At 66.3% G+C, this 25,560-nt stretch carries 26 protein-coding genes and 1 tRNA gene; 11 read left to right on the forward strand and 16 right to left on the reverse strand.

Annotated features, from left to right (window positions below; all coding sequences use genetic code 11):
- Positions 1-2: 2 nt before the first annotated feature.
- The 5 genes from fabZ to FPZ61_RS03775 are packed head-to-tail and all read right to left on the reverse strand — an operon-like array spanning position 3 to position 5,680.
- The gene (gene fabZ / locus FPZ61_RS03755) at positions 3-458 is read right to left on the reverse strand and encodes a 3-hydroxyacyl-ACP dehydratase FabZ (RefSeq protein WP_255441338.1); all 456 of its coding nucleotides are present in this window, start codon (positions 456-458) and stop codon (positions 3-5) included.
- A 6-nt stretch (positions 459-464) separates the two neighbouring features.
- The gene (lpxC, locus tag FPZ61_RS03760; protein WP_185465030.1) at positions 465-1,316 is read right to left on the reverse strand and encodes a UDP-3-O-acyl-N-acetylglucosamine deacetylase; all 852 of its coding nucleotides are present in this window, start codon (positions 1,314-1,316) and stop codon (positions 465-467) included.
- The gene (locus tag FPZ61_RS03765) at positions 1,316-3,751 is read right to left on the reverse strand and encodes a BamA/TamA family outer membrane protein (protein WP_185465031.1); all 2,436 of its coding nucleotides are present in this window, start codon (positions 3,749-3,751) and stop codon (positions 1,316-1,318) included. The genes lpxC and FPZ61_RS03765 overlap by 1 nt, the downstream gene beginning before the upstream one ends.
- Positions 3,752-3,794: 43 nt before the next feature.
- Positions 3,795-4,550, reverse strand: coding sequence for a phosphoribosylaminoimidazolesuccinocarboxamide synthase (gene purC / locus FPZ61_RS03770; RefSeq protein ID WP_185465032.1), 756 nt, complete (start codon positions 4,548-4,550; stop codon positions 3,795-3,797).
- Positions 4,547-5,680 carry a hypothetical protein gene (locus FPZ61_RS03775; RefSeq protein ID WP_370594265.1) on the reverse strand — a complete coding sequence of 378 codons (1,134 nt, stop codon included), beginning with the start codon at positions 5,678-5,680 and terminating at the stop codon, positions 4,547-4,549. The genes purC and FPZ61_RS03775 overlap by 4 nt, the downstream gene beginning before the upstream one ends.
- 64 nt (positions 5,681-5,744) lie before the next feature.
- On the opposite strand from FPZ61_RS03775, the gene purD reads away from it, so the two are divergent.
- The gene (purD, locus tag FPZ61_RS03780) at positions 5,745-7,070 is read left to right on the forward strand and encodes a phosphoribosylamine--glycine ligase (RefSeq protein WP_185465033.1); all 1,326 of its coding nucleotides are present in this window, start codon (positions 5,745-5,747) and stop codon (positions 7,068-7,070) included.
- A gap of 84 nt (positions 7,071-7,154) precedes the next feature.
- Positions 7,155-9,158: an ATP-binding protein gene (locus tag FPZ61_RS03785; protein WP_185465157.1), complete on the forward strand. Its 2,004-nt coding sequence runs from the start codon at positions 7,155-7,157 to the stop codon at positions 9,156-9,158.
- A gap of 19 nt (positions 9,159-9,177) precedes the next feature.
- Here the strand turns inward: FPZ61_RS03785 and kaiC are convergent, their stop codons facing one another.
- The 3 genes from kaiC to FPZ61_RS03800 all read right to left on the reverse strand — a co-directional run bounded on the left by kaiC (position 9,178) and on the right by FPZ61_RS03800 (position 12,033).
- Positions 9,178-10,722, reverse strand: a complete 1,545-nt coding sequence (gene kaiC / locus FPZ61_RS03790) for a circadian clock protein KaiC (RefSeq protein WP_255441339.1) — start codon at positions 10,720-10,722, stop codon at positions 9,178-9,180.
- A gap of 76 nt (positions 10,723-10,798) precedes the next feature.
- Positions 10,799-11,137, reverse strand: a complete 339-nt coding sequence (gene kaiB / locus FPZ61_RS03795) for a circadian clock protein KaiB (protein WP_185465034.1) — start codon at positions 11,135-11,137, stop codon at positions 10,799-10,801.
- Positions 11,134-12,033: a circadian clock protein KaiA gene (locus FPZ61_RS03800; protein ID WP_185465035.1), complete on the reverse strand. Its 900-nt coding sequence runs from the start codon at positions 12,031-12,033 to the stop codon at positions 11,134-11,136. The genes kaiB and FPZ61_RS03800 overlap by 4 nt, the downstream gene beginning before the upstream one ends.
- Before the next feature lie 176 nt (positions 12,034-12,209).
- On the opposite strand from FPZ61_RS03800, the gene rplU reads away from it, so the two are divergent.
- Positions 12,210-12,608 carry a 50S ribosomal protein L21 gene (rplU, locus tag FPZ61_RS03805; RefSeq protein WP_185465036.1) on the forward strand — a complete coding sequence of 133 codons (399 nt, stop codon included), beginning with the start codon at positions 12,210-12,212 and terminating at the stop codon, positions 12,606-12,608.
- A 50-nt stretch (positions 12,609-12,658) separates the two neighbouring features.
- A complete protein-coding gene (gene rpmA / locus FPZ61_RS03810; protein ID WP_185465037.1) occupies positions 12,659-12,925 on the forward strand; it encodes a 50S ribosomal protein L27 in 267 nt (88 codons plus the stop codon).
- A gap of 47 nt (positions 12,926-12,972) precedes the next feature.
- On the opposite strand, the gene FPZ61_RS03815 is transcribed toward rpmA, so the two are convergent.
- Both FPZ61_RS03815 and FPZ61_RS03820 read right to left on the reverse strand, forming a co-directional pair.
- Positions 12,973-13,764: a cyclopropane-fatty-acyl-phospholipid synthase family protein gene (locus FPZ61_RS03815; RefSeq protein WP_221629772.1), complete on the reverse strand. Its 792-nt coding sequence runs from the start codon at positions 13,762-13,764 to the stop codon at positions 12,973-12,975.
- A 50-nt stretch (positions 13,765-13,814) separates the two neighbouring features.
- Positions 13,815-14,603, reverse strand: a complete 789-nt coding sequence (locus tag FPZ61_RS03820; RefSeq protein WP_185465038.1) for a queuosine precursor transporter — start codon at positions 14,601-14,603, stop codon at positions 13,815-13,817.
- 68 nt (positions 14,604-14,671) lie between these two features.
- Here FPZ61_RS03820 and truB point away from each other — a divergent pair, with 68 nt between their 5' ends.
- On the forward strand, positions 14,672-15,592 hold the full coding sequence (gene truB / locus FPZ61_RS03825) for a tRNA pseudouridine(55) synthase TruB (protein WP_185474748.1): 921 nt from the start codon (positions 14,672-14,674) through the stop codon (positions 15,590-15,592).
- A gap of 66 nt (positions 15,593-15,658) precedes the next feature.
- Positions 15,659-16,432: a YebC/PmpR family DNA-binding transcriptional regulator gene (locus FPZ61_RS03830; RefSeq protein WP_185465040.1), complete on the forward strand. Its 774-nt coding sequence runs from the start codon at positions 15,659-15,661 to the stop codon at positions 16,430-16,432.
- Positions 16,433-16,439: 7 nt separating this feature from the next.
- Here the strand turns inward: FPZ61_RS03830 and FPZ61_RS03835 are convergent, their stop codons facing one another.
- Both FPZ61_RS03835 and FPZ61_RS03840 read right to left on the reverse strand, forming a co-directional pair.
- Complete coding sequence (locus tag FPZ61_RS03835) at positions 16,440-17,240, reverse strand: glucosamine-6-phosphate deaminase (RefSeq protein ID WP_185465041.1); 801 nt, start codon at positions 17,238-17,240, stop codon at positions 16,440-16,442.
- A 27-nt stretch (positions 17,241-17,267) separates the two neighbouring features.
- A complete protein-coding gene (locus FPZ61_RS03840) occupies positions 17,268-18,710 on the reverse strand; it encodes a SpoIID/LytB domain-containing protein (RefSeq protein WP_255441340.1) in 1,443 nt (480 codons plus the stop codon).
- A gap of 113 nt (positions 18,711-18,823) precedes the next feature.
- On the opposite strand from FPZ61_RS03840, the gene rnz reads away from it, so the two are divergent.
- On the forward strand, positions 18,824-19,807 hold the full coding sequence (gene rnz, locus FPZ61_RS03845) for a ribonuclease Z (protein ID WP_185465042.1): 984 nt from the start codon (positions 18,824-18,826) through the stop codon (positions 19,805-19,807).
- A 96-nt stretch (positions 19,808-19,903) separates the two neighbouring features.
- A complete protein-coding gene (gene psbV, locus FPZ61_RS03850; RefSeq protein ID WP_185465043.1) occupies positions 19,904-20,425 on the forward strand; it encodes a photosystem II cytochrome c-550 in 522 nt (173 codons plus the stop codon).
- A gap of 82 nt (positions 20,426-20,507) precedes the next feature.
- On the opposite strand, the gene FPZ61_RS03855 is transcribed toward psbV, so the two are convergent.
- From FPZ61_RS03855 to serA, 4 genes are all read right to left on the reverse strand, one after another.
- Positions 20,508-20,891 carry a hypothetical protein gene (locus FPZ61_RS03855; protein ID WP_185465044.1) on the reverse strand — a complete coding sequence of 128 codons (384 nt, stop codon included), beginning with the start codon at positions 20,889-20,891 and terminating at the stop codon, positions 20,508-20,510.
- A gap of 64 nt (positions 20,892-20,955) precedes the next feature.
- Positions 20,956-21,255 (reverse strand): ferredoxin, encoded by a 300-nt coding sequence (locus FPZ61_RS03860; protein WP_185465045.1) that lies wholly within the window; start codon positions 21,253-21,255, stop codon positions 20,956-20,958.
- Between the two features lie 142 nt (positions 21,256-21,397).
- On the reverse strand, positions 21,398-22,339 hold the full coding sequence (gene prmA / locus FPZ61_RS03865; protein WP_185465046.1) for a 50S ribosomal protein L11 methyltransferase: 942 nt from the start codon (positions 22,337-22,339) through the stop codon (positions 21,398-21,400).
- 10 nt (positions 22,340-22,349) lie between these two features.
- The gene (gene serA, locus FPZ61_RS03870; protein WP_185465047.1) at positions 22,350-23,936 is read right to left on the reverse strand and encodes a phosphoglycerate dehydrogenase; all 1,587 of its coding nucleotides are present in this window, start codon (positions 23,934-23,936) and stop codon (positions 22,350-22,352) included.
- A gap of 147 nt (positions 23,937-24,083) precedes the next feature.
- Between serA and FPZ61_RS03875 the strand changes: the two genes are divergently transcribed.
- The 3 genes from FPZ61_RS03875 (at position 24,084) to FPZ61_RS03885 (ending at position 25,553) form a co-directional block, all read left to right on the forward strand.
- Positions 24,084-24,563: a hypothetical protein gene (locus FPZ61_RS03875; RefSeq protein ID WP_370593367.1), complete on the forward strand. Its 480-nt coding sequence runs from the start codon at positions 24,084-24,086 to the stop codon at positions 24,561-24,563.
- Positions 24,560-25,378 carry a photosystem II S4 domain protein gene (locus FPZ61_RS03880; RefSeq protein ID WP_185465048.1) on the forward strand — a complete coding sequence of 273 codons (819 nt, stop codon included), beginning with the start codon at positions 24,560-24,562 and terminating at the stop codon, positions 25,376-25,378. The genes FPZ61_RS03875 and FPZ61_RS03880 overlap by 4 nt, the downstream gene beginning before the upstream one ends.
- Positions 25,379-25,481: 103 nt before the next feature.
- Positions 25,482-25,553 (forward strand) — tRNA-Val (locus FPZ61_RS03885).
- Positions 25,554-25,560: the final 7 nt, after the last annotated feature.

Consider the following 25,560-nt stretch of genomic DNA (forward strand, 5'->3'; position numbering starts at 1 on the left):
CCTCAGTCAACCAGGGAGAACATCAGCTCCCCGGAACACACCAGGTCGCCCTCGACGGTGGCTTCAGCCCTCACTTTGCCGAAACGCTTGCGTTTCAGACTCAGCAATTCGCAGCTGATGAGCAACTGATCACCGGGGACCACCGGCCGGCGGAAGCGCACCCCATCGATGCCGGCAAACACGAACAGCCCCTTGGGCAGCTCCGGCATCTGGGTGACGATCAGACCGCCCACCTGGGCCATGGCCTCCACGATCAGCACACCGGGCATCAGGGGACGTCCGGGGAAATGCCCCTGGAACTGGGGCTCGTTGAGCGTGACGTTCTTGAGGGCGACCGCCCGCTTTCCCTGCTCGTACTCGATCACCCGGTCGACCAGGGCGAAGGGATAGCGATGGGGCAGCAGGTTGAGGATCTGCTCGGACGTGAGCAGGGGGGTGCCAGCGGGAGAAACGGACAACGGGCTTCAGGTCGAGCGGGACGGAGCGGCCAGGGCCGCCGCCAGGGCAGTGTGCAGCCCGTGGGATCCACGGAAGGCGAAGACCTGGGCCTGGGGCAAGCCCACCAGCGCCAGATCCCCCAGCAGGTCCAAGAGCTTATGGCGCACCGGTTCCTCGGGGAAACGCAGGGGCGGATTCAGCCAGTGATCCCCATCACAGACCAGGGCATTCTCAAGGTCGCCACCCCGAATCAGACCGGCGGCCTGGAGCTGCTCGATCTGCTCGCGGAAGCCGAAGGTGCGAGCCGGTGCGATCTGCTCCACGAAGGCTGCTGGAGTGAGCTCCAGTGAGTAGAGCTGCCGGCCGATCGCACCCTGGGGAAACTCGATCGCGGCCCCGATCCTGGGCCTCTCGCTGGGCAGGGCGGTGGCGAAGCTCTGGCCCTGCTGCAGGGTGATCGGAGCGTTCAGGGGCTGGAGAGACTCCCGCTGGCCGAGAGACCACAGGCCGGCTTCAGCGATCGCCTCCACCCAGGGCAGCGCGGAACCATCCAGGAGGGGGACTTCCTCCCCCTCCACCATCAGCTCCAGGTGGGAGAGGCCCGTTCCCACCAGGGCCGCCAGCAGGTGCTCCACCGTGGCGAGGCGGCGCTGGTCGAGGCGCAGGGCCGTGCACAGCCGGGTATCACTCACCTGGGAGGGGTGGAGCAGCACCGGCGTCAGCTCAGGCGCATCGAGCCAGCCCACCCGGTAACCGGGGCTCTCGGAAGGCTGCAGCCGCACGCGGCAGGGGCTTCCGCTGTGCAGACCCACGCCCGAGCGCTCCACCGCCGTTGCCAGGGTCCAGGCCCGGCTGTAATCCTCAGGCCAGTGGGTCACTAGAACTTCCAGCCCACTCCGAGGTTGAAGCGCCAGTCACCGGTGAAACCCTCGCTGGCGACCTCGAGGCGCAGAGGGCCGACCGGAGTCGTCACGATCAGACCGGTTCCCACGGAGAAGCCGCTGCCGGGCTTGTCGAGCAGGGTTCCCGGATTTCCGGGCACTGCCGACTGGGTTCCGAACGCCGTGCCCCCATCGACGAACAGCTCACCACTGACGATGCTGAACAGCGGGAAGCGGTATTCGATCGTGGCTTCCCCGAAGCTGCGTCCCACCCCCAGGTCGCAGTCGGCGTAGCCGCGCACGGAGTTGGACCCCCCCAGACAGAAGGCCTCGTAAGGCGGCAGGTCACCGATGTTGGTGCCCGCCGAGAACTGGAAGGCCAGGGTCTGCTTGCAGTCGGGGGTCTCACCGGGCTTGGGACGGCAGCCCTTGTAGAACTTCAGCCAGTTGACGGGAATGAAATAGCTGTAGCTGGCCCGCAGGCGGTTGAAGGTGGGGGAATCGGGGCCGACGGAGACGTACTGCTCAGTGCCGACGCTGAGGAAGGATCCGGAGGTGGGGTTGCGGGGATCGTCGAGGCTGTTGCGGGTGGCCGCCAGCCGCAATGCAAGCAACTGGTTGGTGCGGGCGCAGTTGAAGGCGATGCAGATCACATCGTCGATCGGGGCTTCCGCGCCATTGAAGTCGTTGGTGCTGGCGCCGAAGGGCCGGCTGGAGCCGGCGAAGTTCATCGGCGTGACCTCCTGGGCGGTGACGCCGAGGACCGCGGTCCAGAGCGCGCGCTTGAAGGGATTGCCGCCGTTGAGGGGCCGCACGAACTGGATGTTGCCGCCAGCGCGCTGGATGGCGACGGAGTTGCCTTCGTAATCGAACCAGCTGTTGTTCGGAGACTGAGACTCGGCTTCTGAGACCGAGCGGAAGGTTCTGCTCTCGGGGTTGTTGCTGTTGTTGATGTTGAAGGCCACGGGGGTGCCGGGGGCTTCGTAGAAGTCGGACACCGTGTTGATGTTGCCGTTGTCCTGGCTCTGGAAGATCTGGGGAACGTCGCGGCTCAGGAACAGGCGGGCACGGAAGGCGGTGCGGTAGGCATCGCCCTTGATCCAGGGATCGGTGAAGGAGATGTCGGCGAGGCCACCGAACTGGCCATAGGTGAAGTTGAGGCCGAGATCCCAGGCCCGGCCCAGAAGATTGCTGTCCTGGAGCTGGATCTGACCGAACACACCCTGGCTCTGGCTGTAGCCGAGGCCGCCGGAGAGGGAGCCGGACGACTGCTCGACGATGCCGAGCACGATCACCACCTCGCCGGGTTTGGCCGGTACGGGCCGCAGGGTCACCTTGATGTCACCGAAGAGGCCGGTGGCGTAGAGGCGCTTGATGTCGTCCTCGAGGTTGCGGCGGTTGAAGGTCTCGCCGGGCTTGATCGAGATCTCACGGCTGACCACCCAGGGTTTGGTCTTGCCCCGGATCGGCTCCCCGTCCTCGTTGGTGGCCGAACCTTCCTTGTTGAGGAACTGAACCTCCACCCCCTCGACAGTGCCTTCCCGCACCGTGAGCAGCACCGTGCCATCCGGACTCACCCGGTTGGGACCGGTGACCCGCGCCAGGGAATAGCCCTGATCGGCATACCACTTCTGCAGGTCCTGCATCCGGGATTGCAGGGTGTTGAGGTTGAGGGTCCTGCCGAAATCAGCGGCGAAGGTGTCCGCCAGCACCGTTGGTGGCAGCTTGATCTCTTCGGCGTCGAACTCGACCTTCTCCAGCACCGGATTGGGGGTGGTGATCACCACCACCTGCACACCAAGGGGGCCGTCCACCGGCTGGATGCGCACATCCGAGAACCAGCCGGTGGCGTAGATGGCGGAGAGGTCGGTCTGCAGCTCGCTGCGGGTGACCCGGCTGCCGGGCCTGACCACCATGGCGTCATAGGCGGCGAGCTCCAGGCGCTCCCGCTCGGGGTGCCCTTCCAGCCCCTGAATCACCACCTCACTGACCAGGACCCGCGGTTCGTCGGACTTCTCAGGAGCGAGGCTTCCAGGGCTGATCGAGCCTGGTGGGCCGCTGGGGAGTGGGGTGGCGGGCTCCTCGGCAGGGGCCTGGTCAGTCTCCAGAACCTCGGGTCGAGGGGTCGCAGGGTCCTCATCCTCAGTGGCCGCCTCCTCGGGGGTTGGAGCTGTGGTCTCCGGTGTGACGGCTTCCGGTGAGGTTGTCTCCGGCGCAGCAGGTTCAGGCTCCGTCGGGGTCTGATCCGGTGCGGAGGGAGCGGTTTCGGCCGCCTGGGCCACTTCGGCAGCCGGTTCGCTCCGGGCGGCTGCGGCCTGGGGAGTCAGCAGCGCCAGCAGACCCAGCATGGGCAGGCCAAGGGCCAGCGACAGAGGCCTCGGCATCGCTTCGGAGATGGCAGCAGTGGTGCGGGCGTTGGGGATGACACCCATGGTTCTCCGAGTCAAAGCGGCGGCGCCGCAAATTGCCGTGACCTTACCCGTAGAGGCTGGGGCCGTGGATCACCCCTTGGACCCGTTTGAGGACCTCCCCATAGGCTTCGATCACCCCGCCGAGATCCTGGCGGAATCGGTCCTTGTCGAGAATCCTCTCCTGGGCATCGACCACGTCGAGGTCCCAGAGACGGCAGGTGTCGGGGCTGATTTCATCGGCCACCACCAGAGCCCCGTCGGCCGTGAAGCCCAGCTCAAGCTTGAAGTCGACCAGCTGCAGACCGAGACCGCTGAACAAATCCAGCAGCACCGTGTTCACCCGGCGGGCCAGCACTTCCAGCTCCCGGCGCTGTTCGCCGTTCACCAGGGACAGCCGCTCCAGCCGTGCCTCGCTCAGCAGGGGGTCTCCATAGGCGTCGTCCTTGTAATAGAGGTCGAGGAGCGGTGGATCGAGCGGTGTGCCGGCGGCGATCGGCATCTGCCTGCACAACGATCCCGCCGCCACGTTGCGGATCACCACCTCGATCGGGATCACCCGCACCGGGCGCACCAGCATCCAGTGGTGGCCCTGCACCCCCAGGTAGTGGGTGGGCACACCCGCGCGCTGAAGATGCTCGAACAGCAGGGCGGAGATCCTGCAGTTGAGGGCGCCCTTGCCCTTCAGTTCGGCCTTCTTCAGGGCGTTGAAGGCGGTGGCGTCGTCCTTGAACTCCACCGCCACCAGGTCGGGCTGGTCGGTCTGGAAGATCCGCTTGGCCTTGCCTTCGTACAGGAGCGGACCCAGCTGATAGGACGTCATGGGGTGGTGGGCTCGGCGGAGTTTGCAGGGACGGCGGGAGAGGGTGCGGCAGGCTCCATCGGCAACGATTCGGGCCCCTCCCCGGCAGCATGGCCGCCCGGCTCACGCGGGGAGCGCAGGCGCTGCTCCAGCACCTGGTTCCGCTCCGCCTGGGAGGGATCATCGCGCCGCAGCAGCCACTCGGCGTAAGCGTCATCGATGCGGCGGCTGAGCCGCAGACGGCGTTGCCGGGCCGGATCCGGATCGCCACCCTCGAGCCGCTGCAGGGCCTGCTGGTCATCCAGCAACTGGGCCGCCAGGCCCCAGGCCCCGCCCGCGGCGGCCTGATCCAGGGCCATCTCGAGGAGAGCATTGCGCTGGGCCAGGGGAAGGTCGCTGAGCAGCGCCACGGCCCGCTTGAGGCGCTCGGCCGCCACCTGACCAGGCAGGCGACCGGCCAGCAACACGTCTGCCGCTTCCCGCCGGCGGCCCATGGCCGCGAGATGGGAAGCGAGCACGTCAAGGGCCGAACGGGTGTCCAGGTTGCCGTCGTCACGCAGCCGCACCGGCAGGGCCACGGCCTCCAGAGAGCTGCGCTCCCCGCGGCCGAGCCGTCGCAGGGCCTCGGCGGCTCGGCGGTGATTCAGGCCGGCATCCGCCGCCCGCCACTGCAGGGTCAGCCATTGCTGACGCTCCAGCCCGGGGCCGGGCCCGTAGCGGTCGAGCACAGAGAGGGCAGCCTCCGGCGCCAGGCAAGTGATCAGGGCATTGGCATTGGAGAGGACCACTGGCAGGGGCTGGGGGGCAGGCCGCAGAGCGACCAGCCGGTCCTTGAGTTGACGGAGCCGCCCGGGCAGATCGAAGCGGGCGGCGTCCTGACAGGCCTCCGCCAGCACCGGCAGCTGATCGGAGGCCAGGGCCGCGAGGAAGGCCTGCTCGTCCATGGGCAAGGACAGCACTGGGGGACCCGGGGGGCCGCTCTGGGGGAGCGGGAGTGGATCCGGCAGGGGCTGGGCCAGGCTGCGGCCGGGGAGGCTGCAGCTGAGCAGGAGCAGTGTGAGCAGGCCCGCCAGCCGTGCCCGCGGGATGGCCTGGACACGGCGATTGAGCGGTGCACCGGGAACCGCAGGCATGTAAAGAAGGAACGACACGGCTGGCGGTCCACCGGGGGTCAACCTAAGGGAACCGATCCACCACCTCTGCCGCTGCGGCCCCATGACAGATCCGGTCCAGTCCAGTCCCCCTTCCACCCGCGAGCCCGGCGTGCAGCGACTGCTGGTGGTGGGCTCCGGCGGCCGGGAGAACGCCCTGGCCTGGGCCCTGGCCCGTTGCCCGGGGGTGGAGCGGGTCTGGGTGGCTCCAGGCAATGGCGGAACCGCCCAGCTGGAGGGCTGCGAGGCCCTGGCCATCCACGACGCCGACCAGGAGGGCCTGCTCCAGGCGACCCTCGATCTGGGGGTGACCCTGGTGGTGGTCGGGCCGGAAGGGCCGCTCGCCGACGGCCTGGCCGACACCCTGCGGGCGGGTGGGATCGCCGTGTTCGGACCAGGAGCCGACGGGGCGCAGCTGGAGGCCAGCAAACAGTGGGCCAAGGCCCTGATGCTGGAGGCGGGTGTACCCACCGCCGGCTACTGGGCGGCCTCCAGCCGCGAGGAAGCCCTGGCAGTGCTGGAGCGGGAGGGAAGGCCCCTGGTGGTCAAGGCCGATGGCCTGGCGGCAGGGAAGGGGGTCACCGTGGCCGAGAGCGTCGAGGAGACCCGCGCCGCGATCGAGCAGATCTTCGCGGGACGATTCGGTGAGGCCGGCCAGAGCCTTGTGCTCGAGGAGCGGCTGAGCGGCCCTGAGGTGTCGGTGTTCGCCCTCAGCGATGGCCGGGCGATGGTGCTCCTGCCACCGGCCCAGGATCACAAACGGATCGGAGAAGGTGACACCGGCCCCAACACCGGCGGCATGGGGGCTTACGCCCCGGCCCCCCTGCTCGATGCCGCGGCCCTCGAGCAGGTTCGAGCGCAGGTGCTCGAACCCACCCTCAACGCCCTGCGCCGGCGGGGCATCGACTACCGGGGCGTGATCTACGCGGGGCTGATGCTCAGTGAGGACGGCATCCGGGTGATCGAATTCAACTGCCGCTTCGGGGATCCCGAATGCCAGACCCTGATGCCTCTGCTGGGCGGGGAGCTGGCCGCGGTGCTGCTGGCCTGCGCCCGCGGGGCGCTGGATGAAGCACCGACCCTCTCGATCGCGCCGGGTTGCAGCGCCTGTGTGGTGGCAGCGGCCGCAGGCTATCCCGGGGATGTGCGCCGGGGGGATGCGATCCACACCGGGCAGGTGGCCATCCCCGGGCGGCAGCTCTTCCATGCCGGCAGCCGGCAGGAAGAGTCCGGTGCCTGCGTGACAGCCGGAGGCCGGGTGCTGGCGGTGGTCGCCCAGGCCGGGAATTTCGATGCGGCCTTCGCCAGCGCCTACGACGGCCTTGCTCAGGTGCGTTACGAAGGCATCACCTTCCGCCGCGACATCGGTCACCAGGTCCGGCGCACCTAGGGTGCCAGGACACCTCCGGTCCCGGGCGTGAGCGACGCCTTGCCTTCCTCCACCCCCAGCCCCGACTGCGCGGGCGGCACGCCGTTGCCCCTGAGCTGGTGGGAGCAACTCAGCCTCTGGTGGGCGGAATTCAGCCTCCAGACCAAGTTGCTGGCTGTGGCCACCCTCGTGGTGAGCCTGATGATGACCGGCATCACCTTCTTTGCGCTCAATGGCATCCAGATGGATGCACGCATGAGCGACACCCGTTTCGCCCGGGATCTGGGTCTGTTGCTCTCAGCGAATGTGACCCCGCTGGTGGCGGAGGGGAATGACCGGGAGCTGGCGGCGGTGGCCGAACGCTTCTGGCGTTCCAGCCGAAGCCTCCGCTACATCTTCTTTGCCGATCCCGAAGGGGTGATCTACCTCGGGATTCCGATCAGCTCCACCAACGGCGGCAGCGAACTGCTGCTCAGACGCCGCCTGGAACTGCCGGCGGAGCTCCAGCGCCGGCCCCAGAACCCGCTGATCCGGCAGCACCTCAGTCCCGATGGCCAGGTGACTGATGTCTTCGTGCCGATGGTGAGCGAGGGGCGCTACCTCGGGGTGCTGGCCCTCGGCATCAACCCGAACGAAGCGGTGCTCGCCAGCGCGGCCCTCACCCGCGAGGTGACCGTGGCGGTGTTCATCTCGATCTGGGTGCTGGTGATCCTCGGGGCGGTCTTCAATGCCCTCACGATCACCCGCCCGGTGAAGGAATTGCTGCGAGGTGTGCGGGCGATCGCCGGGGGTGATTTCGAAGCCCGCATCGCCCTGCCCGTGGGCGGGGAACTGGGTGAATTGCTGAATGGCTTCAACGACATGGCCTCCCAGCTGGAGGTCTACGACGCCGCCAACATCGAGGAGCTCACGGCCGCCCAGGTGAAACAACAGAGCCTGATCGCCACGATGGCCGATGGCGCAGCCCTGCTCGATGGAGAGGGGCGGATCGTGCTGGTCAATCCCACGGCACGGCGCCTGTTTCGCTGGGAGGGCCGCAACCTCGAAGGCCAGGACCTGGGCAGTGAACTGCCTGATGTGCTGGCCATGGAGCTTCAGGGGCCTCTCGATGCCCTGGTGAATGGGGAGAGGGACAGTGCCGACGTGCGCAGCAGCTTCGGGGAGCCGCCACGAACCCTGCGCATCGTGTTGCAGACAGTCAAGGATGCTTCGGGGGAAAGCCTGAAGGGCATCGCCATGACCGTTCAGGATCTCACCCGGGAAGTGGAACTCAATGCCGCCCAGAGCCGCTTCATCAGCAATGTGTCCCATGAATTGCGCACGCCCCTGTTCAACATCAAGAGCTACGTCGAAACGCTGCATGATCTGCGTGATCAGCTGAGCGAGGAAGAAACCCAGGAATTCCTGGCGATCGCCAACGCCGAGACCGACCGCCTCACCCGGCTCGTGAACGACGTGCTCGATCTCTCGAGGCTCGAATCCGATCGCACCTGGACCCTCGAGCCGATGGAAATCCGTCCGGCCATGGAGCAGACCCTGCGCAACTACCGCCTCAATGCCGAGGAGAAAGGCGTACAGCTGGTGCTGGAGATGGATGCTCAGCTGCCCTCGGTGCGCGGCAACTGGGACCTGCTGCTGCAGGTGCTCGACAACCTCGTGGGCAATGGGCTCAAATTCACCCCGGCCGGTGGCCGGCTGATGCTGAGGGCCTACCCCTGGCCCGATTCCTGTCACCTCGATCCTGCCAACCTGCCGGCCCATGGGGTCCCCAGCTGCGAGCTCAGTTCACCCCTGCCGAGGCTTCGGGTGGAGATCGCCGATTCGGGCGCAGGCATCTCCAGGGAGGATCAACAACGGATTTTCGAGCGCTTCTACCGGGTGGAGAACGCCGTGCATACCGAAGTGGGCACGGGTCTTGGGCTCTCGATCGTGCGGGGCATCCTCGAGAAGCACGGCACCGCGATTCAGATGGCCAGTGAGCCAGGGGTGGGCACCACCTTCTGGTTCGATCTCCCCCTGGAGCAGGCGGACAGCGATGAATTGCTGGTGGAAGGGGAGAGGCGCTCCCATCAGGCCCGGCTGGGGGAACCGAAACTGGCGGAGGTCTGACGATGTTGTTAGACCAGATCTAAAAGGGCTCCTCACCATCGATGCCACGGGCAATCCGGGAGAGCTCCACCCGTTCGTCTGTGGTGACGCGATGGGGAACGCCACTGATGATGCGCTCAAAATTGGAGAAGGAATCCTTGATTTCCGGACCTTGACTGGTGATCACGAACTCGCGGATGCCTTTGTCGTGCCAGGAGCCACGCATCTTGAACACATTGATGGCGCGGGCCATCTCACCACGGATTTCCACGTACTGAAGCAGCAGGATGGTATCTGTGATCGTGGAGATATGGGAATCGGTGATGGAGTGACTCCCCATGAACTCCTCTGATGTATTTGTGAAGAATCCAGCGATCTCTTCCTGCTTGGCATAGCCGGTGACGCCGATCACGAATTGCCGGAAGGCGTTGTGGCTGACACCTCTCGAGAGTGCCGAGAGCGAATCGATTGCCATCCGTGCTGGCTTGAATCTGGCAATCTCCGTCTTGATGATCTGAAGATGATCTTCCAGTCCGGTTGATTCGGGGTAAGCGCAGATGATCTTGAGCAGGCCATCCTGCTCCATTTTCTCGAAATCGATCCCCCAGCTGGTGGCATTGCGCAGGAGCTGCGCGCGCGACTCCTCATAGGCAAACAGAATTGCACGCTCCTTGTTGTTGTAAGCATCTTCCACGAATTTGCTTACCAGCAGGGTTTTACCGGTGCCGGTGGCGCCGGTGGCGAGGATGATGGAATCCTTGAAGAAACCACCACCACACATCGTATCCAGCCTGGGCACGCCAGAGCTGAGGCGCACATTTGAAGACCGCTGAGTGAGCCTCATGGCCCCGAGCGGGAAGATCGCCACACCGTGGGCTCCCATGGTGAAGGGAAATTCCCCCTTCATGTGAGTCGTGCCCCGCAGTTTCAGGATCTCCACGGTGCGTCGACGACGTTCTCCCTCCAGCACATTGCGGAGGATAATCACATTATCTGACACAAACTCTTCAACGCCATAGCGAGCAATCGGGCCATATTCATCAATCCTCTCGGTGGTCATGACGGTGGTGACACCAATCTCTTTGAGCCTGGCGATGAGGCGAAAGATCTCCCGCCGCACCACTGACACAGCGTCGTACTGCTGAAAGACAGCGGTGATGGAATCAATAGCTACGCGCTTTGCTTTGTACTTGCGAATGGCATAATTGATTCGCTCGATCAACCCAGAGAGATCAAAGTTGCCAGCCACGTCCTGGCCGTCAGGGTCGGGGGATGCATCGAGGATAAAAAGCTTGTCCTGGGCAACCAGCTCCTGAAGATTCCAGCCGAAACTGGCAGCATTTCGGATGATGTCGAGCGGAGACTCCTCAAATGTTACGAAGATTCCAGGCTCGTCGAAATCACGGATGCCGTTATGGAGAAAATGAAGAGAAAAAACTGTCTTGCCCGTCCCAGAGGTTCCGCTGATCAGCGTGGATCGCCCAATCGGAAGACCTCCCTGACAGATGTCATCAAGGCCTTCCACTCCCGTGGGCAGTTTCTGCAGCTTCATGCTGGGGTGGCTAACGGCATTGTGATCCTGCATGGGTCCTTGGTCCTATGGACAGAATCTAAGACCGGCCATCGGGGGGAGGGGGAAAGACAGGGGGCATCGAAAGAATTCAGGACTCATCGGTATCGTCGATCATCTCCTCGGCAATCTGGAGATCGGTGAGCTCGTCATAGAGCAGATCGAGGCCGATCAAGACCCGCTCACGATCGGAGAGATCACCGATGATGCGCCGAACCGGGGGCGGCAGAATCTTGGCCAGGGTGGGGGTGGCAAGAATCTTATCCTCTTCCGCGAGCCTGGGATTCTTGAGCACGTCGATCACCTTGAGGGCATACACACCCTTGAACTCCTTCTCGAGGATCTGGCGCAATGTCTTGAGAGCCCGCATCGAGTTGGGGGTGTTGCCTGCAACATAGAGCTTGAGGATGTAGGTTTTTTGTGGATTCATGATTGCACCTGCGAAGCCATGATCACTTTGGGAACCATCGATTCATCACCCTCACCAGCCGTCATAGAAGGCACCTCCGGAGGGAGGGAGCGACGATACATTTCACAGAGATGGGCCATGACGTCCAGCAACGCCAGACGATAGTCCTTGAGGAAATCCTGCTTGTGACCCTCCAATTGCAGTTTCTTCCAGAAGTCGTCGATCATATTCACGTGAATCTCAACTGTCTTTGTGATTGGCAGGTCAATGAAGAAAGCAGTATTGACAAAGCTTTCGATTGCCTGGTTGGCCGCAGCCGGGTCACGGAAGTAACTGATCAACAGATCTCTGTAGGTGCGCTGTAATGAACGCAGCAACACATTCCGCTCTGCCGCTGGCAGATTTCGCAGAAAGCGTGAAGAATCACGCTTGTAGAATACTCCCAGATACCCCAGACGCTCCTGGAGCCGATGGGGCAACCGCCAGTTTGGCTGCTCACCGACCTCCTCCTGGCCGTCGCCGCCCGCCAGATGATCGCTGGAGGGCCGAGAGCTTCTCCGGCGCAGGCACCGGGAGATCGCTGCATCGAGGCTGTAGCTGAGCTGCTCCATCTGGTCAGGAGGCAGGCGGATTTCATCCTGGAAGTACTCCATCTGACCACTGATCTGACCCACCACCACAGCCGGCAGAACCATGCCCTGGGCGCGCAGCCGCTGAAAGGTCTCGTTCGAGAGCACCCCAGGCTCGAGCAGGACCGCATCGATCTGATCCCAACATCGCTCCAGCTCGGCGGAAGGATCCTGCCGAAGTCCCAGTTCCAGCACCTCATAACGCCCCTCCGGCAACCAGGTGGCACAGGCCTTGCGCAGCGGCTGGTCGCGAATCAGCGAAGCCACGGTGAGCGCCGGCTGGGTCATGGGCGAGGGGACAACGACGGCGTTCGACAAACCTTAGTGTTGACGAGCCGGCAGGCAACAGGGGATGATCTTTGCTTGTCCACGCATTGGATGTGCGACAGGCCTGAACAGTGGTGAGCTGCTGGCGGTGAAGACCGTCACCAACCACCGCTTGCCTGTCCACGCCCCAGGAGCCCATGAGCCAAGCCACAGCCACCCCAGCACCTGCACCCGAGACCTCAGCGTCCACGGCAGGCGCATCCGATCTCTACGCGATCGCCGAGGCTTCAGGGCAGCAGTTCTGGTTCCAGCCCAACCGTTACTACGACCTTGACCGCCTCCCCGCCGAGGTGGACGACACCGTGACGCTGGAGAACGTGCTTCTGGTGCGCGACGGCCAGGGAACCAACCTGGGTCACCCCTACGTGAGCGGTGCCACGATCGAGCTGAAGGTGCTGGCCCATCGCCGTGGACCCAAGATTCTGGTGTACAAGATGCGCCCGAAGAAGAAAACCCGCCGCAAGAACGGTCACCGCCAGGAACTCACCCGGGTGATGGTCCAGTCGATCAGCGTCAACGGCAAGGCGATCGCCTGAGCGGCGGCGCTTCAACCCTCCTCTGTTTCCTCCCACCAGGTCTTCACCCCATGGCCCACAAGAAAGGCACAGGCTCCACACGCAACGGTCGCGATTCCAATTCCAAGCGGCTCGGGGTCAAGCGCTACGGCGGTGAAACCGTCACGGCCGGCTCCATCCTGGTGCGCCAGCGCGGCACCTCCGTGATGCCTGGTGTCAACGTCGGTCGCGGCTCCGACGACACCCTCTTCGCCCTGGTGCCGGGGGTGGTGAGCTTCGAGTCGATCAAACGTGGCCTGCGCGCCCGCAAGCGGATCCACGTCGCCGAAGCTGGCTGAACGACGGCCGCGAAGGCCTTGCCCCCTCCTCAACCCAACAGCCGACCTCAACCCAACAGCCGATAGGCCCGGGTGGTGATCAGGAAGGGGTGGAAGGCCTCTAGGAATCTGGTCTGCAGGGTGCGGAAGAAGCGCTCCACCAGGGCTGGATCATCGAAGTGAAAGGGGTACTCCCCGGAGAAACCCTGGAAGAAATACCAGTTCAGCAGGGCAGTGGACTCACGGTCCATCCTCTCGGCGAAGAGCTCCAGCTGGCCGGAGGGATCGCTGAGATGTTCCAGTACATCCAGGCAGACCACCGTGTCGAAACTGCGGGGAAGTCGTGGATCCTCCAGATCACGGCAGACGCTCAGGCGATCGCTGAGGCCGAATCCAGCGGCCCTCTCGGCCACGAAAGCGCGGTTGTGGGGATTGAGATCCACGAACCAGACCCGCTCCACCCCCGGCAGCGAGGCGGCAGCCAGGGCATGGGTGCCGATGCCACCCCCGAAATCAAGCACCGTTCCGCGGGCGAAGCGGGCCTGCAGGCGCAGAGTGTCGGCGATGTAATCGGCACTTCCCAGGTGCCAGGCCGCGAGCTCCAGCAGATGCCCGGTCCCCACCGTCTGCTCATAGAAGGCTTCCACCCGCTGTGGATCGAAGCCCACAGCACCGGGATGGAGTGAGGCCAGATCCTCGCGACTGCGAGGCAGGCGCTCATCGAGCTGCTCGATGCTGAGCCCCAGGTAGGAGGCCAGCTGCCTGCGCAGGGCAAAGCCGTCGGCCAGGAAGCGCTCCAGATCAAGTCCCCCCTGACCCACCCCGGTGCCGTCAAGCCTGGCGGCCACGGAGCAGGGCAAAGGACTCACGGATTCAGCCAAACCTGCGAGCTGCTGAAACAGTCGACACGCTACGGCCCGCCCATCCCCAGCGGCTCATCGCCCACGGCACAACCCAGATCCCCCAGCTCCGCGCCAGCACCTGGCACCTCCAGCCAGCGGCGCAGCCAGGCCACCAGCAGGTAGAAGGGCAGGGTGTCGAACAGGGCCGCCACCAGCTTGAACAGGTAGCCGCTGGCGATGAAACGCCCCAGCTGGGGCAGTACCGCCTCCTCGGCCCGGATCGGCAGCACATGGGCCGCGTAGTGGCTGATCAGCACCACGGCCGTGGTGTCCACCAGCTGACTGATCAGGGTGGACCCGTTGTTGCGCAACCAGAGCGCCTTGCCAGCGGTGAGGCGCTTCCAGAAATGGAACAACCGCACATCGGTGAACTGGGCAGCCAGATAGGCCACCATCGAGGCCCCCACGGCCCCGAAGGCCAGTGTTCGCATCTCGTAGAACAGCGGCAGTCGCCCCCCCGCCGCAGCAAGCGGCAGACCGGCCCTGCCCCCATGGCCATCGAGACCCGGCAGGATCCCCCCCAGCCAGAGAATCAGGACGATCCAGCCGTTGAGCAACAGCCCCACCCACACCAGCTGGCTGGCCTGACGCTCCCCCCAGATCTCACTGATCAGGTCGGTGCAGAGGAAGGTGACCGGGTAGGGCAGGGCCCCCACCGCCACCACGATCGGCCAGCCCGCAATCGAGCCCAGGGTGAGGAAGCGAGTGAGGCCAAGGATGTTGAGCATGCCCATGGTGCCCAGAAACAGGCCGGCCAGCACAAGGAAGGCCAGATCACGGCGCTGCTGCAGGGTCACGGGGGGGTGGGAGAACGGGCGTTCACCCCAGCCTGCAGGCTGGGGGCCTGGATGCAACAGTGCCTGCCATGACCTCCCCCGGCAGTGCCCCAGGCGCCCCCCAGCCCCAAGGCTCCTGCGGGTTCATCATTCTCGACAAGCCGGCGGGCCTCCCCTCCCATGACTGCGTGGCGAGGATTCGCCGCCGCTATGGCCTCAAGCGCGTCGGCCATGGCGGCACCCTCGATCCCGCCGTGACGGGCGTTCTTCCCCTGGCGCTGGGATCCGCCACCCGACTGCTGCCCTATCTCAACGGCACGAAGGCGTACCGGGGGGTGGTCCAGCTCGGCCTGCGCACCGACAGCGACGATCTGGGCGGCAGCGTCCTGGAGCGTCGGCCCCTGCCGCCGCTGAGCCTGCATGCCCTGGAGACGGCCCTGAACGCCTTCCGCGGCCCGATCCTGCAACGGCCACCGCAGGTGTCGGCGGTGCACGTGCAGGGGGAGCGGGCCTACGCCAGAGCGCGCCGGGGTGAGCTCTCGGATCTGAAGGAGCGGGAGGTCACGATCGAGCGGCTGGAGCTGCTCGGCTGGGACGCCGGCCAGGGGCTGCTGGAGCTGGAGGTGCGCTGCGGCGCCGGTACCTACATCCGGTCCCTGGCCAGGGACCTCGGTGACGCCCTCGGCTGCGGTGGGGCCCTGGCCAAGCTGCGTCGCACCGAAGCCCTGGGCTTTGATCTCAGCGCAGCCGTGAGCCTTGAGGATCTCGAGGCGGAACCGCCGCCACCACCGCTCGCCCCCCTCCGGGCCCTGGGGCAGTACCCAACTCTCATGCTGGAGCCAGCCGAACTGGTGGGCTGGCGCTGCGGCAGGCGCCTGGCAGGCCCCCCCGACCTCCATGAGGGCCAGGTGGTGGTGGTGCTGAAGCCGGATGGCAACCTGGCAGGGATGGCCAGGGCTGTCGCTGAAGGCTGGCTCCAGCCCCGGCTGGTGCTCGAGGCCAAGGGCTGAGACCTGCGGTCTTGCCCTGTTGCCCGGAGCCACGTCTCCTTCGTTTCTCTACGTTTTCGATCCGTCATGGCCGGCCACAGCAAGTGGGCCCAGATCAAACGCCAGAAAGCCGTGGTCGACGCCAGGCGCGGGGTGGTGTTCACCCGCCTCGGGCGGGAGATCACCGTGGCGGCCCGGAACGGGGCCGACCCGGCCGGAAACTTCCAGCTGCGCACCGCCATCGAGAAGGCCAAGGCGGCCGGCATGCCCAGCTCCAACATCGAGCGAGCCATCGCCAAGGGCTCAGGCCAGGGCGGCGGGGAAGCTGACCAGTTCGAAGCGATCCGCTACGAGGGCTACGGCCCCGGTGGGGTCGCCGTGCTGGTGGAGTGCTTCACCGACAACCGCAACCGCACCGCCGCCGACCTGCGCCTGGCCTTCAGCAAACAGGGGGGCAACCTGGGGGAAAGCGGCTGTGTGGGCTACCTGTTCGAGCAGCAGGGGGTGGTGAGGCTGGAGCCGCCGCTGCCCTCCGAAGACAACCTGCTCGAGGGCCTGCTGACCCTGGAGGATCAAGGTGGGCCGCCGGTGCTGGGGTACAGCCTCGAGGGGGAGAGCGCGGAGGTGTTCTGCGCCTTCACCGACCTTGAGGCCCTTCAGCACGGCCTGCGGCAGCTGGGCTGGCCCGTGCGTGACTGGGAATCCCGCTGGGTGTCGGCCACTCCCTGCCGACTCGAAGGCGACGACCATCTGCGCCGCTGCCTGCGCATGCTCGACGCCCTTGAGGAGCTGGATGACGTGCGCAGCGTCACCTCCAACCTGGAGGCGGATGAGGAGCTGATGGAGGCTGTGATGGGCTGAACCCCGCTCACCCCCCCAGGGCTGCCCGATCCACGATCAGATGCAGGCCCGGATGCCCCTGCAGCCAGCTGGCCGGCAGCGACGGTCCCGGGGGCTCCCTCAGCAGCCTGGCCAGAATGCCCGCCTTGGCCGAACCGCTCACCACCAGCAGGATGCGCTCGGCCCCAAGAATCTGCTCAAGGCCGAGGGTGATCGCGCCAGCCGGCACTCGGGAGGGGTTGCCCGCGAAGGCCACCGCGTTGTGGCTGCGGGTGGCGGCGCTGAGCTCCACGCTGCGGCAGGGCGCCTCCGGGCCACATGGGGGCTCATTGAAGCCCACATGGCCATTGCTGCCCAGGCCCAGCAGCTGCAGCCCGATACCCCCCGCAGCCCTGACGGCTGCGGCGTAGCGAGAGGCCTCAGCTGACGGATCCTCGGCCAGACCATCGGGCAAGCGGACACAGCCAGGCTCAAGTCCGAGGGGACGGACCAGCTGGCGGGACATCTCCAGGGCGAAGGAACCTGAATCGGTGGGCCCAAGCCCGATGTACTCATCCAGGTTGAAACTGCGCCAGCCCACTTGAAGGGCCTTCAGCCGCTGCGGCGACAGGGCCAGGAGCCGCTTCACCAGGGCGTCGTAGACAGGCTCCATGGTGCGGCCCGTGGCCAGACCCAGGGGGCGCGCCGGGGCGGCGGTGAGTTCCTGCTCCAGCAGCTCAGCGACGCGCTCGGCCAGGCGGGACGGTCGCTCGAAGCACTCGAAGCGATCGGCCAACCAGGCGGGAGGGGCAAGCGATGGCACCGGAGGGAGGCGGAGAGAGCAGCCCATCCACTGCTGCGGCTGCTGGAAACGAGCTTAAGAGCCTCGCCCAGCAGCCGTGCCGGAGGCCAGGGGTCCGGATCCAGCGCGCAACGGTTGCACCTCCACCCCGCGGTAGTAGTGCTGCAGGATCTGCTCAAACCTCTTGCCCTGCTGGGCCAGCGCAAAGGCCCCCCACTGACTCATGCCCACTCCGTGGCCGAAGCCCCGACCCACGGCGATGATCACCGGCGAGGGCGGTGCCAGGGGACGGGGAGGTGGTGAAGCAGGCAGCGAGCCCAGGCCAGGATTCACCTGGGTTGTCAGTGCGATCGGTCGGGGCTGGCTCCTGCCGGCCAGGGACGGGCCGGAGAAGGTGAAGGGGGCCGCCTTGAAGCGCACCAGCGTGCTGCGCAACCCGAGCCGTTTGCGCAACTGGGCACCGCTGAGCACCAGCGCTCCGGAGGGCCCGATCACCCGGGCCTGACGCACCCGGCCGCTGCCCGTGGTGGAGAGGACATCGATGCGGCGGGCGCCGCCGATCTCGGCAAAGGCCCGGGCCAGCTGCTGCGGGGAGAGGGTTTTCTCCCAGCGGGCCACGGGGCTGGAGTCGTCGTAGTCGGGGACGCTCACCAGATAGGGCAACTGGCGCGACCAGAGATCACCGCTGTTCTCGGTGCTGCCGCCGCTGCTGCTGTGAAAAACAGCGTTGATCAGGCTGTTGCCGTGCATCAGCACCAGACCCTGCGTGCTGCGCACGGCCTCCCTGGTGGAGGTGGTTTCCGCCTCGAGGCCCTTGTAGGCCTGGCTCGTGACCGTGGCGTGAAGATCGAACGGCGCCGAGGGCTTGCGGTGGCGCAGGGCGTAGGTGCGCGCCGCCACCGCCTGGGCCCGCAGGGCCTCCAGGGGCCAGCTGGCTGGCATTTCACTGCCCACCACACTGGGCAGATAGGTTTCGAGGGGGATGACATTGATGGCGCGCAGCTTCGAGGCGTTCGCTCTCACCTGAAGCCGGCCCCTGTAGCGACGCTTCTCGATCTGAAGACTGGCCGAGCCACCCGAACCTGGCAGTGGCTCCAGCCAGAGTTCGCTGAGGGTGAGGCGGCCGGAGCGGCCCTTGGCCACAGCCGAGGGTCGGGCCTCGATCCGGCCCCCGACCTGGCGGAGGGTCAGGGTGGCCCAGGCGGGCATCTGCAGCAGCTCCCTTCCCCTGGCATCGCGCAGGCGCAGACCGCTGTTGCCCGCCACCCGGATCGCCGGCTGATCGAGCAGCAGCACCCGCAGCTGGGGATTGGTGGCCCGGCTGGCCATCAGGGGCTCGAGGGCGTCAAGGGTCGCCACGTTCTGCGCCCCGGCCGGAGCACCGGCCAGCCCCTCCGGCCCCGCCAGCAGCACCTGCGGCAGCAGGGCCGCAGCCAGGAGCAGGGATCGAACGGCCCTGGGACCACGGGCGATAAGCCCGATGGGGCAATGGATCCGACCGATCTTGGAAACAGCCATCAGTGCCGGCAGCCATGCAACGTGCGCGCCATTGTGACCAGCGCATGCCGGTCACGCCAGAGCCGTCCCGGACAGAGCGTGACGTGGCAGCATGCGCCAAAGGGTCAGCCTGAGTGCAAGTCACCTTTCTGGGCACCAGTTCGGGTGTGCCCACCCGTTCCAGGAATGTCTCGGCCGTGGCCCTGCGCCTGCCGCAACGGGCCGAGCTCTGGCTGTTCGACTGCGGCGAGGGAACCCAGCATCAGTTCCTGCGCAGTGAACTGAGGGTGTCGCAGCTGCGGCGCATCTTCATCACCCACATGCACGGCGACCATGTCTTCGGGCTGCCGGGGCTCCTGGCCAGCCTCGGACTGGCGGGCGCCTGCAGCGGCGTCGATCTCTACGGTCCTGACCCCCTGCGCGACTACCTCGAGGGAGTGCTGCGCACCTCCTCGACCCGGATCGGATATCCCCTGCGCACCCACCGGGTGCACAGGGCCGCCCACGCCGGAGCGGTGCTGCTCGATGACGACGACCTGGTGGTGACCTGCGCCCCGCTCACCCACCGGGTCCCCGCCTACGCCTACCGGGTGGAGCAGAAACCCCGCGCCGGTCGCTTCGATGTCCAGAAGGCCCGGGAGCTGGGGATTCCGCCTGGACCGATCTACGCCGAGCTCAAGGCCGGGCGGGAGGTCTGCCTGGATGACGGGCGGGTCATCCGGGGAGAGACCCTCTGCGGACCCGACCGACCGGGCTCGAGTGTGGTGTACTGCACCGACACGGTGTTCAGCGAAGCGGCCGTGGAGCTGGCCCGGGGCGCGGACCTGCTGATCCATGAATCCACCTTCGCCCACAGCGAGGCGGAGATGGCCTTCCAGCGCCAGCACTCCACCAGCACCATGGCCGCCCAGACGGCGGCGCTGGCGGGGGTCAGGCAACTGGTGCTCACCCACCTCAGTCCCCGTTATGTGGCCGGCAACGCCTTCACCCCCGAAGACCTGGTGAACGAGGCCCGGTCGATCTTCCCGAACACCCTTGTGGCCAAGGACTTCCTCCGCCTCGACGTGAACCCCGCAGGCGACGACGAGGCCCTCTCAAAGGCCCTCGATCAACGGTGATCGCTGCAACAGTTCTTGATTCCAGGCCGGGGGGCCCTTCCCCCGTGATACAAGGTCTCAGGTGCGGTGCCCACCGCCTTTTCGCCGGCTCCCTTCATGGCCTCTTTTGTTCCCACTGCCCTTCGGGCGGTTGCCCGGACCCTGCTGGTTCTGCCCCTGGCGCTTCTGCTCAGTCTTGGTTTCTGCGTGACTGCTGCCCAGGCCGCCCAATGGGACACCGCCACCCTGACGGTGCCGGGTGACCCGGACGGCAACCTGGTCACCTTCAGCGAAGCGGAGATCAAGACCGGCCGCAAACTGTTCAACGACAGCTGTGGCACCTGCCATGCCGGCGGGGTCACCAAGACCAACTACAACGTGGGGCTCGATCCCGAAACCCTCTCCCTGGCCACCCCCGCCCGCGACTCGGTTGAGTCCCTGGTCGACTTCATCAAAGATCCAACGTCCTATGACGGGGAGTACAGCATCGCCGATGTGCACCCCAGCCTGCGCAGCAGCGACGTGTTCGTGAAGATGCGCGATCTCGACGATGACGACCTGCGCGTGATTGCCGGCTACATCCTGGTGGCCCCGAAGGTGAGCGGAACCCAGTGGGGCGGCGGCAAGGTCTACTTCTGAGCCGGCCTTCCCTTGCTTCGCCGTGGTCCTCAGGGCCACGGTTTTTTTTATGGGCCCCTCGGGCGCATTCCCAGGTCGTGCTTCAGGCCACCTCGGCCAGATCGGGTGGGCTCACATTGGCGGCATCCATGGACCCTGGCTGCTTGCTGTACCACCACTCCTGCAGGGCGGGGGCCAGCCGCTGGGGGAAGAGGGTGAGGACGGTACAGGTGGGCCTGGCGCCCGGCTGGAGCAGCTCCACGGCGTAGGAGGGGCAACGCCTGGAGGCCAGATCGGCCACGAAGCGCCGGCCGATGCGGCGCCAGCTGGGTTCCTTGCTGCGCCAGGCCAGGCGGCAGCAGGGCCATGGCAGCTCTTCGCGGTCGAAGAGACGACAGCAGGGGCCCAGCACCCGGAAGCTGTACTGACCACCAGGGCTGCAGTGCTCGCTGCCCGGCTCCATCAGGGTGTCCACCTGCACGGCCATGAAAAAGCCACCCAGAAGGGTGGCAGAGAAGGGGTCTGGATTCAAGCCAAGCCAGGCCAGGAGCTCAGTAGAGCTCTTCTTCCGCGTGGGTCTTGATGGTGCAGTCGGAGGTGGGGTAAGCCACGCAGGTCAGCACGAAGCCGGCTTCGATCTGGTCGTCGTCGAGGAAGCTCTGGTCCGACTGGTCGACGGTGCCGGTGCTGAGCTTGCCGGCGCAGGTGGAGCAGGCGCCAGCACGGCAGGAGTAGGGCAGATCGATGCCCTGCTCCTCGGCGGCATCGAGGATGTACTGATCGTCGGGAACCTCGATGGTCTTGTTGAGTCCCTCGCTCTCGTTGATGAGGGTGACCTTGTAGGAAGCCATGGAAAGGATTGGGGCTCACAGACTCCTGAACGTTCAGGGCCTGTAGGACCGCACCGTCCTACATCGGACCGGGGCATTGACGGCGCTCCTGGCGGCGCAGCCCGGGAAGCCCAATCAAAGGGTGGGCATGCATAAGCGTGATTTATGCGACATCAGTGGGGATCACAGCGCGGCACCACTGGATCTCCAGCAGTCCCCAGCCCCCCTGGGAAGCCACCAGATCGGCACTCCAGCCATGGAGGGCGAGCAGTCGGCGCAGCTCCTCGGCCTGATCCACCAGCAGGCCGCTGAGCAGGCCGCGCCCGCCCGGGGCCAGCAGCGCGTGGAAGTGCCCTGCCAGCTCCGCGATCACCGGCGCGAGGATGTTGCAGAGCAACAGATCGGCCTGACCTCCCTCACCCAACAGGCCCGCCAGCTCCTGCACCGATCCTTCGACCACCTGCAGCGCTCCCCCGGCAACCACTGGATAGCCGTTGAGGGCTCCGTTGCTGCCCGTGGCGCGCACGGCCAGAGGATCCGTGTCGGCCGCAGCCACACTGCGCGCTCCAAGCCTCAGGGCGCCGAGGCCAAGGATGCCGCTGCCGCAGCCGAGATCAGCCACCCGCTGGTCAATCGGCTCAAGCCGCTCGATCGCCTCCAGGCAGAGGCGGGTGGTGGGGTGACTGCCGGTGCCGAAGGCGCTGCCCGGATCGATCCGGATCACAGCCCGGCCGGCATGCTCCCGGGGCGGCTCCAGCCAGGCGGGAAGAATGAGCAGCCGTTCGCCCACCGGGTCGGGCTGCCAGTGGCGCTTCCAGCTGAGGCTCCAGTCCTCCTCGTCCTGAAGCCGCCAGCCCAGGGGCGGAAGTGTGAGCCCGAATGGCTCGGCGAGGCGCTCGAGCTGCTGGGCCAGCCGGCGGTGTTCCTGCTCCGGCCAGTCGGCTTCCGGCAGCCAGGCCACCAGTTGGTGGTCACTGGGTTGATCGGGGCTGAACTGGATGGCCACCCGACGGATGCCGAGGGATGGCAGCTTCCAGAGCAGGGATTCCTCCAGCTCTGGGGGCGCCTCCATCTCCAGACGCCACCAGCGGGGAGTCGTGGGCATGGCGGGTGGGTCAGAGCGTGACGGGATGAGCTTCCTGGATCCCGTTGATCCCATGGATCGAGGCCAGCAGGCTGGGGGGGATCGGATCGTCGAGGCTGAGCACCATCACCGCGTCGCCACGAACAATGCGGCGCCCCACCTGCATCGAGGCGATGTTGACGTTGTGCTCGCCCAGCAGCGAGCCGATGTTGCCGATGATACCGGGCATGTCGCGGTGGCGGGTGATCAGCATGTGCCGGGTCGGCATCACATTGACGGGAAACTCATCAATGGTGGTGATGCGCAGATCGCCATCGGCGAAGACTGCCCCGGTCACGCTGTGGCTGCCCTGGCCGCCGCGGCAGGTGAGCTGGAGGGAGCCGCCCGCGAAGTCGCGGCTGGCGTCGTCCTTGACCTCCAGCACGTGGATGCCGCGGCTACGGGCTTCGATGGCGGCGTTCACATAGTTGATGCGATCACCGAGGGCACTGGAGAGCAGACCCTTGAGGGCGGCCACCACCAGCGGCTGCGAGGGATGATTGGCGAATTCGCCCTGAAGCCTCACCTCGAGATCCTGGATCGAACCACCGGCCAGCTGACTGAGCAGCAGGCCGAGGGTTTCCGCCAGCTGAAGGTGGGGCTTGAGCCGCTCCATCACCTCCGGGGTCAGGCCGGGGATGTTCACGGCACTGCGGGCGGGGAGCCCGAGCAGCACGTCGCGGATCTGCTCAGCCACATCGACCGAGACGTTCTCCTGGGCTTCCTCCGTGGAGGCACCGAGATGGGGCGTGAGGATCAGCCGGTCGTCCACCTGGCGCAGTGGGGAGCCGGCCTCAAGGGGTTCGTTGCCGTAGACGTCGAGGGCGGCACCGGCGATGGTGCCGGAGCTCACGGCCTCGGCCAGGGCTTTCTCATCGACAATGCCGCCCCGGGCGCAGTTCACCAGACGAGCCGTGGGCTTCATCGTGGCCAGCAACTCCGCATTGACCAGGTTTTCGGTGTCGGGAGTGCGCGGCAGGTGCAGGCTGACGAAGTCAGCTTCGGCGAAGAGGGGACCGATCGCCATCAGACGCACCTGAAGCAGCTGGGCGCGCTCGGCGGAGATGTAGGGGTCATAGGCCAGCACCTCCATGCCCATGGCCTTGGCGACGCGGGCCACGTGAGAGCCGATCTTGCCCAGTCCGACCACCCCCAGCTTCTTCTTGTAGAGCTCGTTACCGACGTATTTCTTGCGGTCCCAGCCACCGGCCATGGTGCTGACATGGGCCTGGGGCACATGGCGGGAGAGAGCCAGCATCATCGCCAGGGCATGCTCGGCGGCGGCGATCGTGTTGCCCTCCGGAGAGTTCACCACAAGCACCCCCCGCTGGGTGGCGGCTTCCACATCGACGTTGTCGACGCCGACGCCGGCACGCCCGATGATCTTCAGCCGACCGGCGGCCTCGATGATGGCTGCTGTCACCTGAGTGCCTGAGCGGATCATCAGGGCGTCGTAGTCGCCGATGATCTGCTGCAACTGTTCCGGTGGCAAGCCAGTGCGAACATCCACCTGGGCCACCTGGGAGAGGATGTCGATCCCCGTCTGGTCGATGGGATCGGAAACCAGAACCTTTGTCATGACCAGGGGAGAAGAACGTGGGGGGCCTGGAGAACGCCAGACACTACCGGGGGTGAAGTGTAGTGAGCGGTGGCCACGGCACCCTTCGCCAACGCCGAGAATCGGGCCTTTGGGTGCACGGTCTTGGGACTGTCGGTGGTGGTGGTGATGAAGGACCGGCGCAGGCTGCACCGGTTGCGCGATCAGCTCGCTGAACTCCGGCCCGCACCACGGCAACTGGTGGCCCTGGGGGAAGGGGAAGCCAGCATCGATGGCGTGGAGCTGCTCAACCCCTCCCTGGCCCGGCAGCGGCGGCAGCGCAGCATGGTGCGCTGGCTGATGCCCTTCGGCTTCTTCGCCGGCATGATGTTCACCTTCATCACCGACCTTCACACCTTTTCCTTTGCAGGCACTTACGGCGAACCCCTGATCGGCGGTCTCCTGGGCATGGGTTCGGGCTGGATGGGCAGCTACGCCGCCGCTGCCAGCGTCCGCTCGGAGGCCGATGACCGGATCCGCGGCCTGCGCAACCGCCTCGAGGAAGGCAGCTGGCTGCTGGTGGTGGAGAGCAGCCCTGGGCAGGACATCCCCTGGCTGTTGATCCAGCAGGCCGGACCCCAGGCGGTGGTGCGTCTGGGGGAAGGATGAGCCCGACCCCCACCAACTCCGCGCTGCCGAGGCTGCCCAGGTCCGACCTGCTGCTCGGCAGCCGCGATCCCGCTGCACTCGAGCTCCTGATCACCCTGGCCGAGCAGGCCTTGGGCCACTGGCAGCCGCTCTGGTCGGGGTTCCTCTCCGCCACGGCCCGGGAGGAGGCGATGGAGCGACTGGGCAGCCTCAGCGAACTGCATCTCAGAGCCGAGGGTGGCAGGCAGCAGGCCGAACGCTGCCGTCTGCTGCTCCAACGCCGTGACCTCTCCGCTGGGGAGAGCCCGGCCCCGGCGCCCCTGGCCGGTCTTGAGATCAGCGGCAACTTCCTGTTCGATCCAGCCGTGCCGGGCGATGTCAGAGCCGCGCTGCTGCAGGCCGGCGCCCTCGAGAGCGAGCTGGGCGATCTCTGGATGCGGGGAGACCGGGGTGCCCAGGCCATCGTCTGCCCCGAGCTGGCCGGGCGCCTGGAGGGCACCACGGCAAGGGTGCGCAGCGTTGACGTGGAACTGGAGGCGCGAACCGTCGATCAGCTGCAGCCTCCCACCAGGCCCCTCCCGCGCCAGCTGGCCACCGTGGAAGCCTCCCTGCGCCTCGATGCAGTGGCCTCGGCGGGGTTCGGGATCTCCCGCAGTCGCATGGCCGAGCTGGTGCGCCGTGGCGCCACCCGCGTGAACTGGCTGCCAGCGGGCAGCCCCAGCCACGGTCTCAAAGCCGGTGACCGCATCCAGCTGGAGAACCGTGGAGAACTGACCGTGCTCTCGATCCAGCCCACCAAGCGGCAGCGCTGGCGCATCGAACTTCAGCGCAGCTGAGCGGCGGCAGGCCGACTGCTAGGTTTCCTGCTCGATCCAGGTGGCGCCGTTGAGGAGCCGTGAATCCCGGGTCGTACCGACGGGGACTTCAGTTCCCGAACCCGGGCGATTAGCTCAGAGGTAGAGCACTACCTTGACACGGTAGGAGTCACTGGTTCGATTCCAGTATCGCCCACTGAATC

Origin of the sequence: Synechococcus sp. BSA11S (genome assembly GCF_014224355.1) — a bacterium.
Classification (GTDB): domain Bacteria; phylum Cyanobacteriota; class Cyanobacteriia; order PCC-6307; family Cyanobiaceae; genus Regnicoccus_A.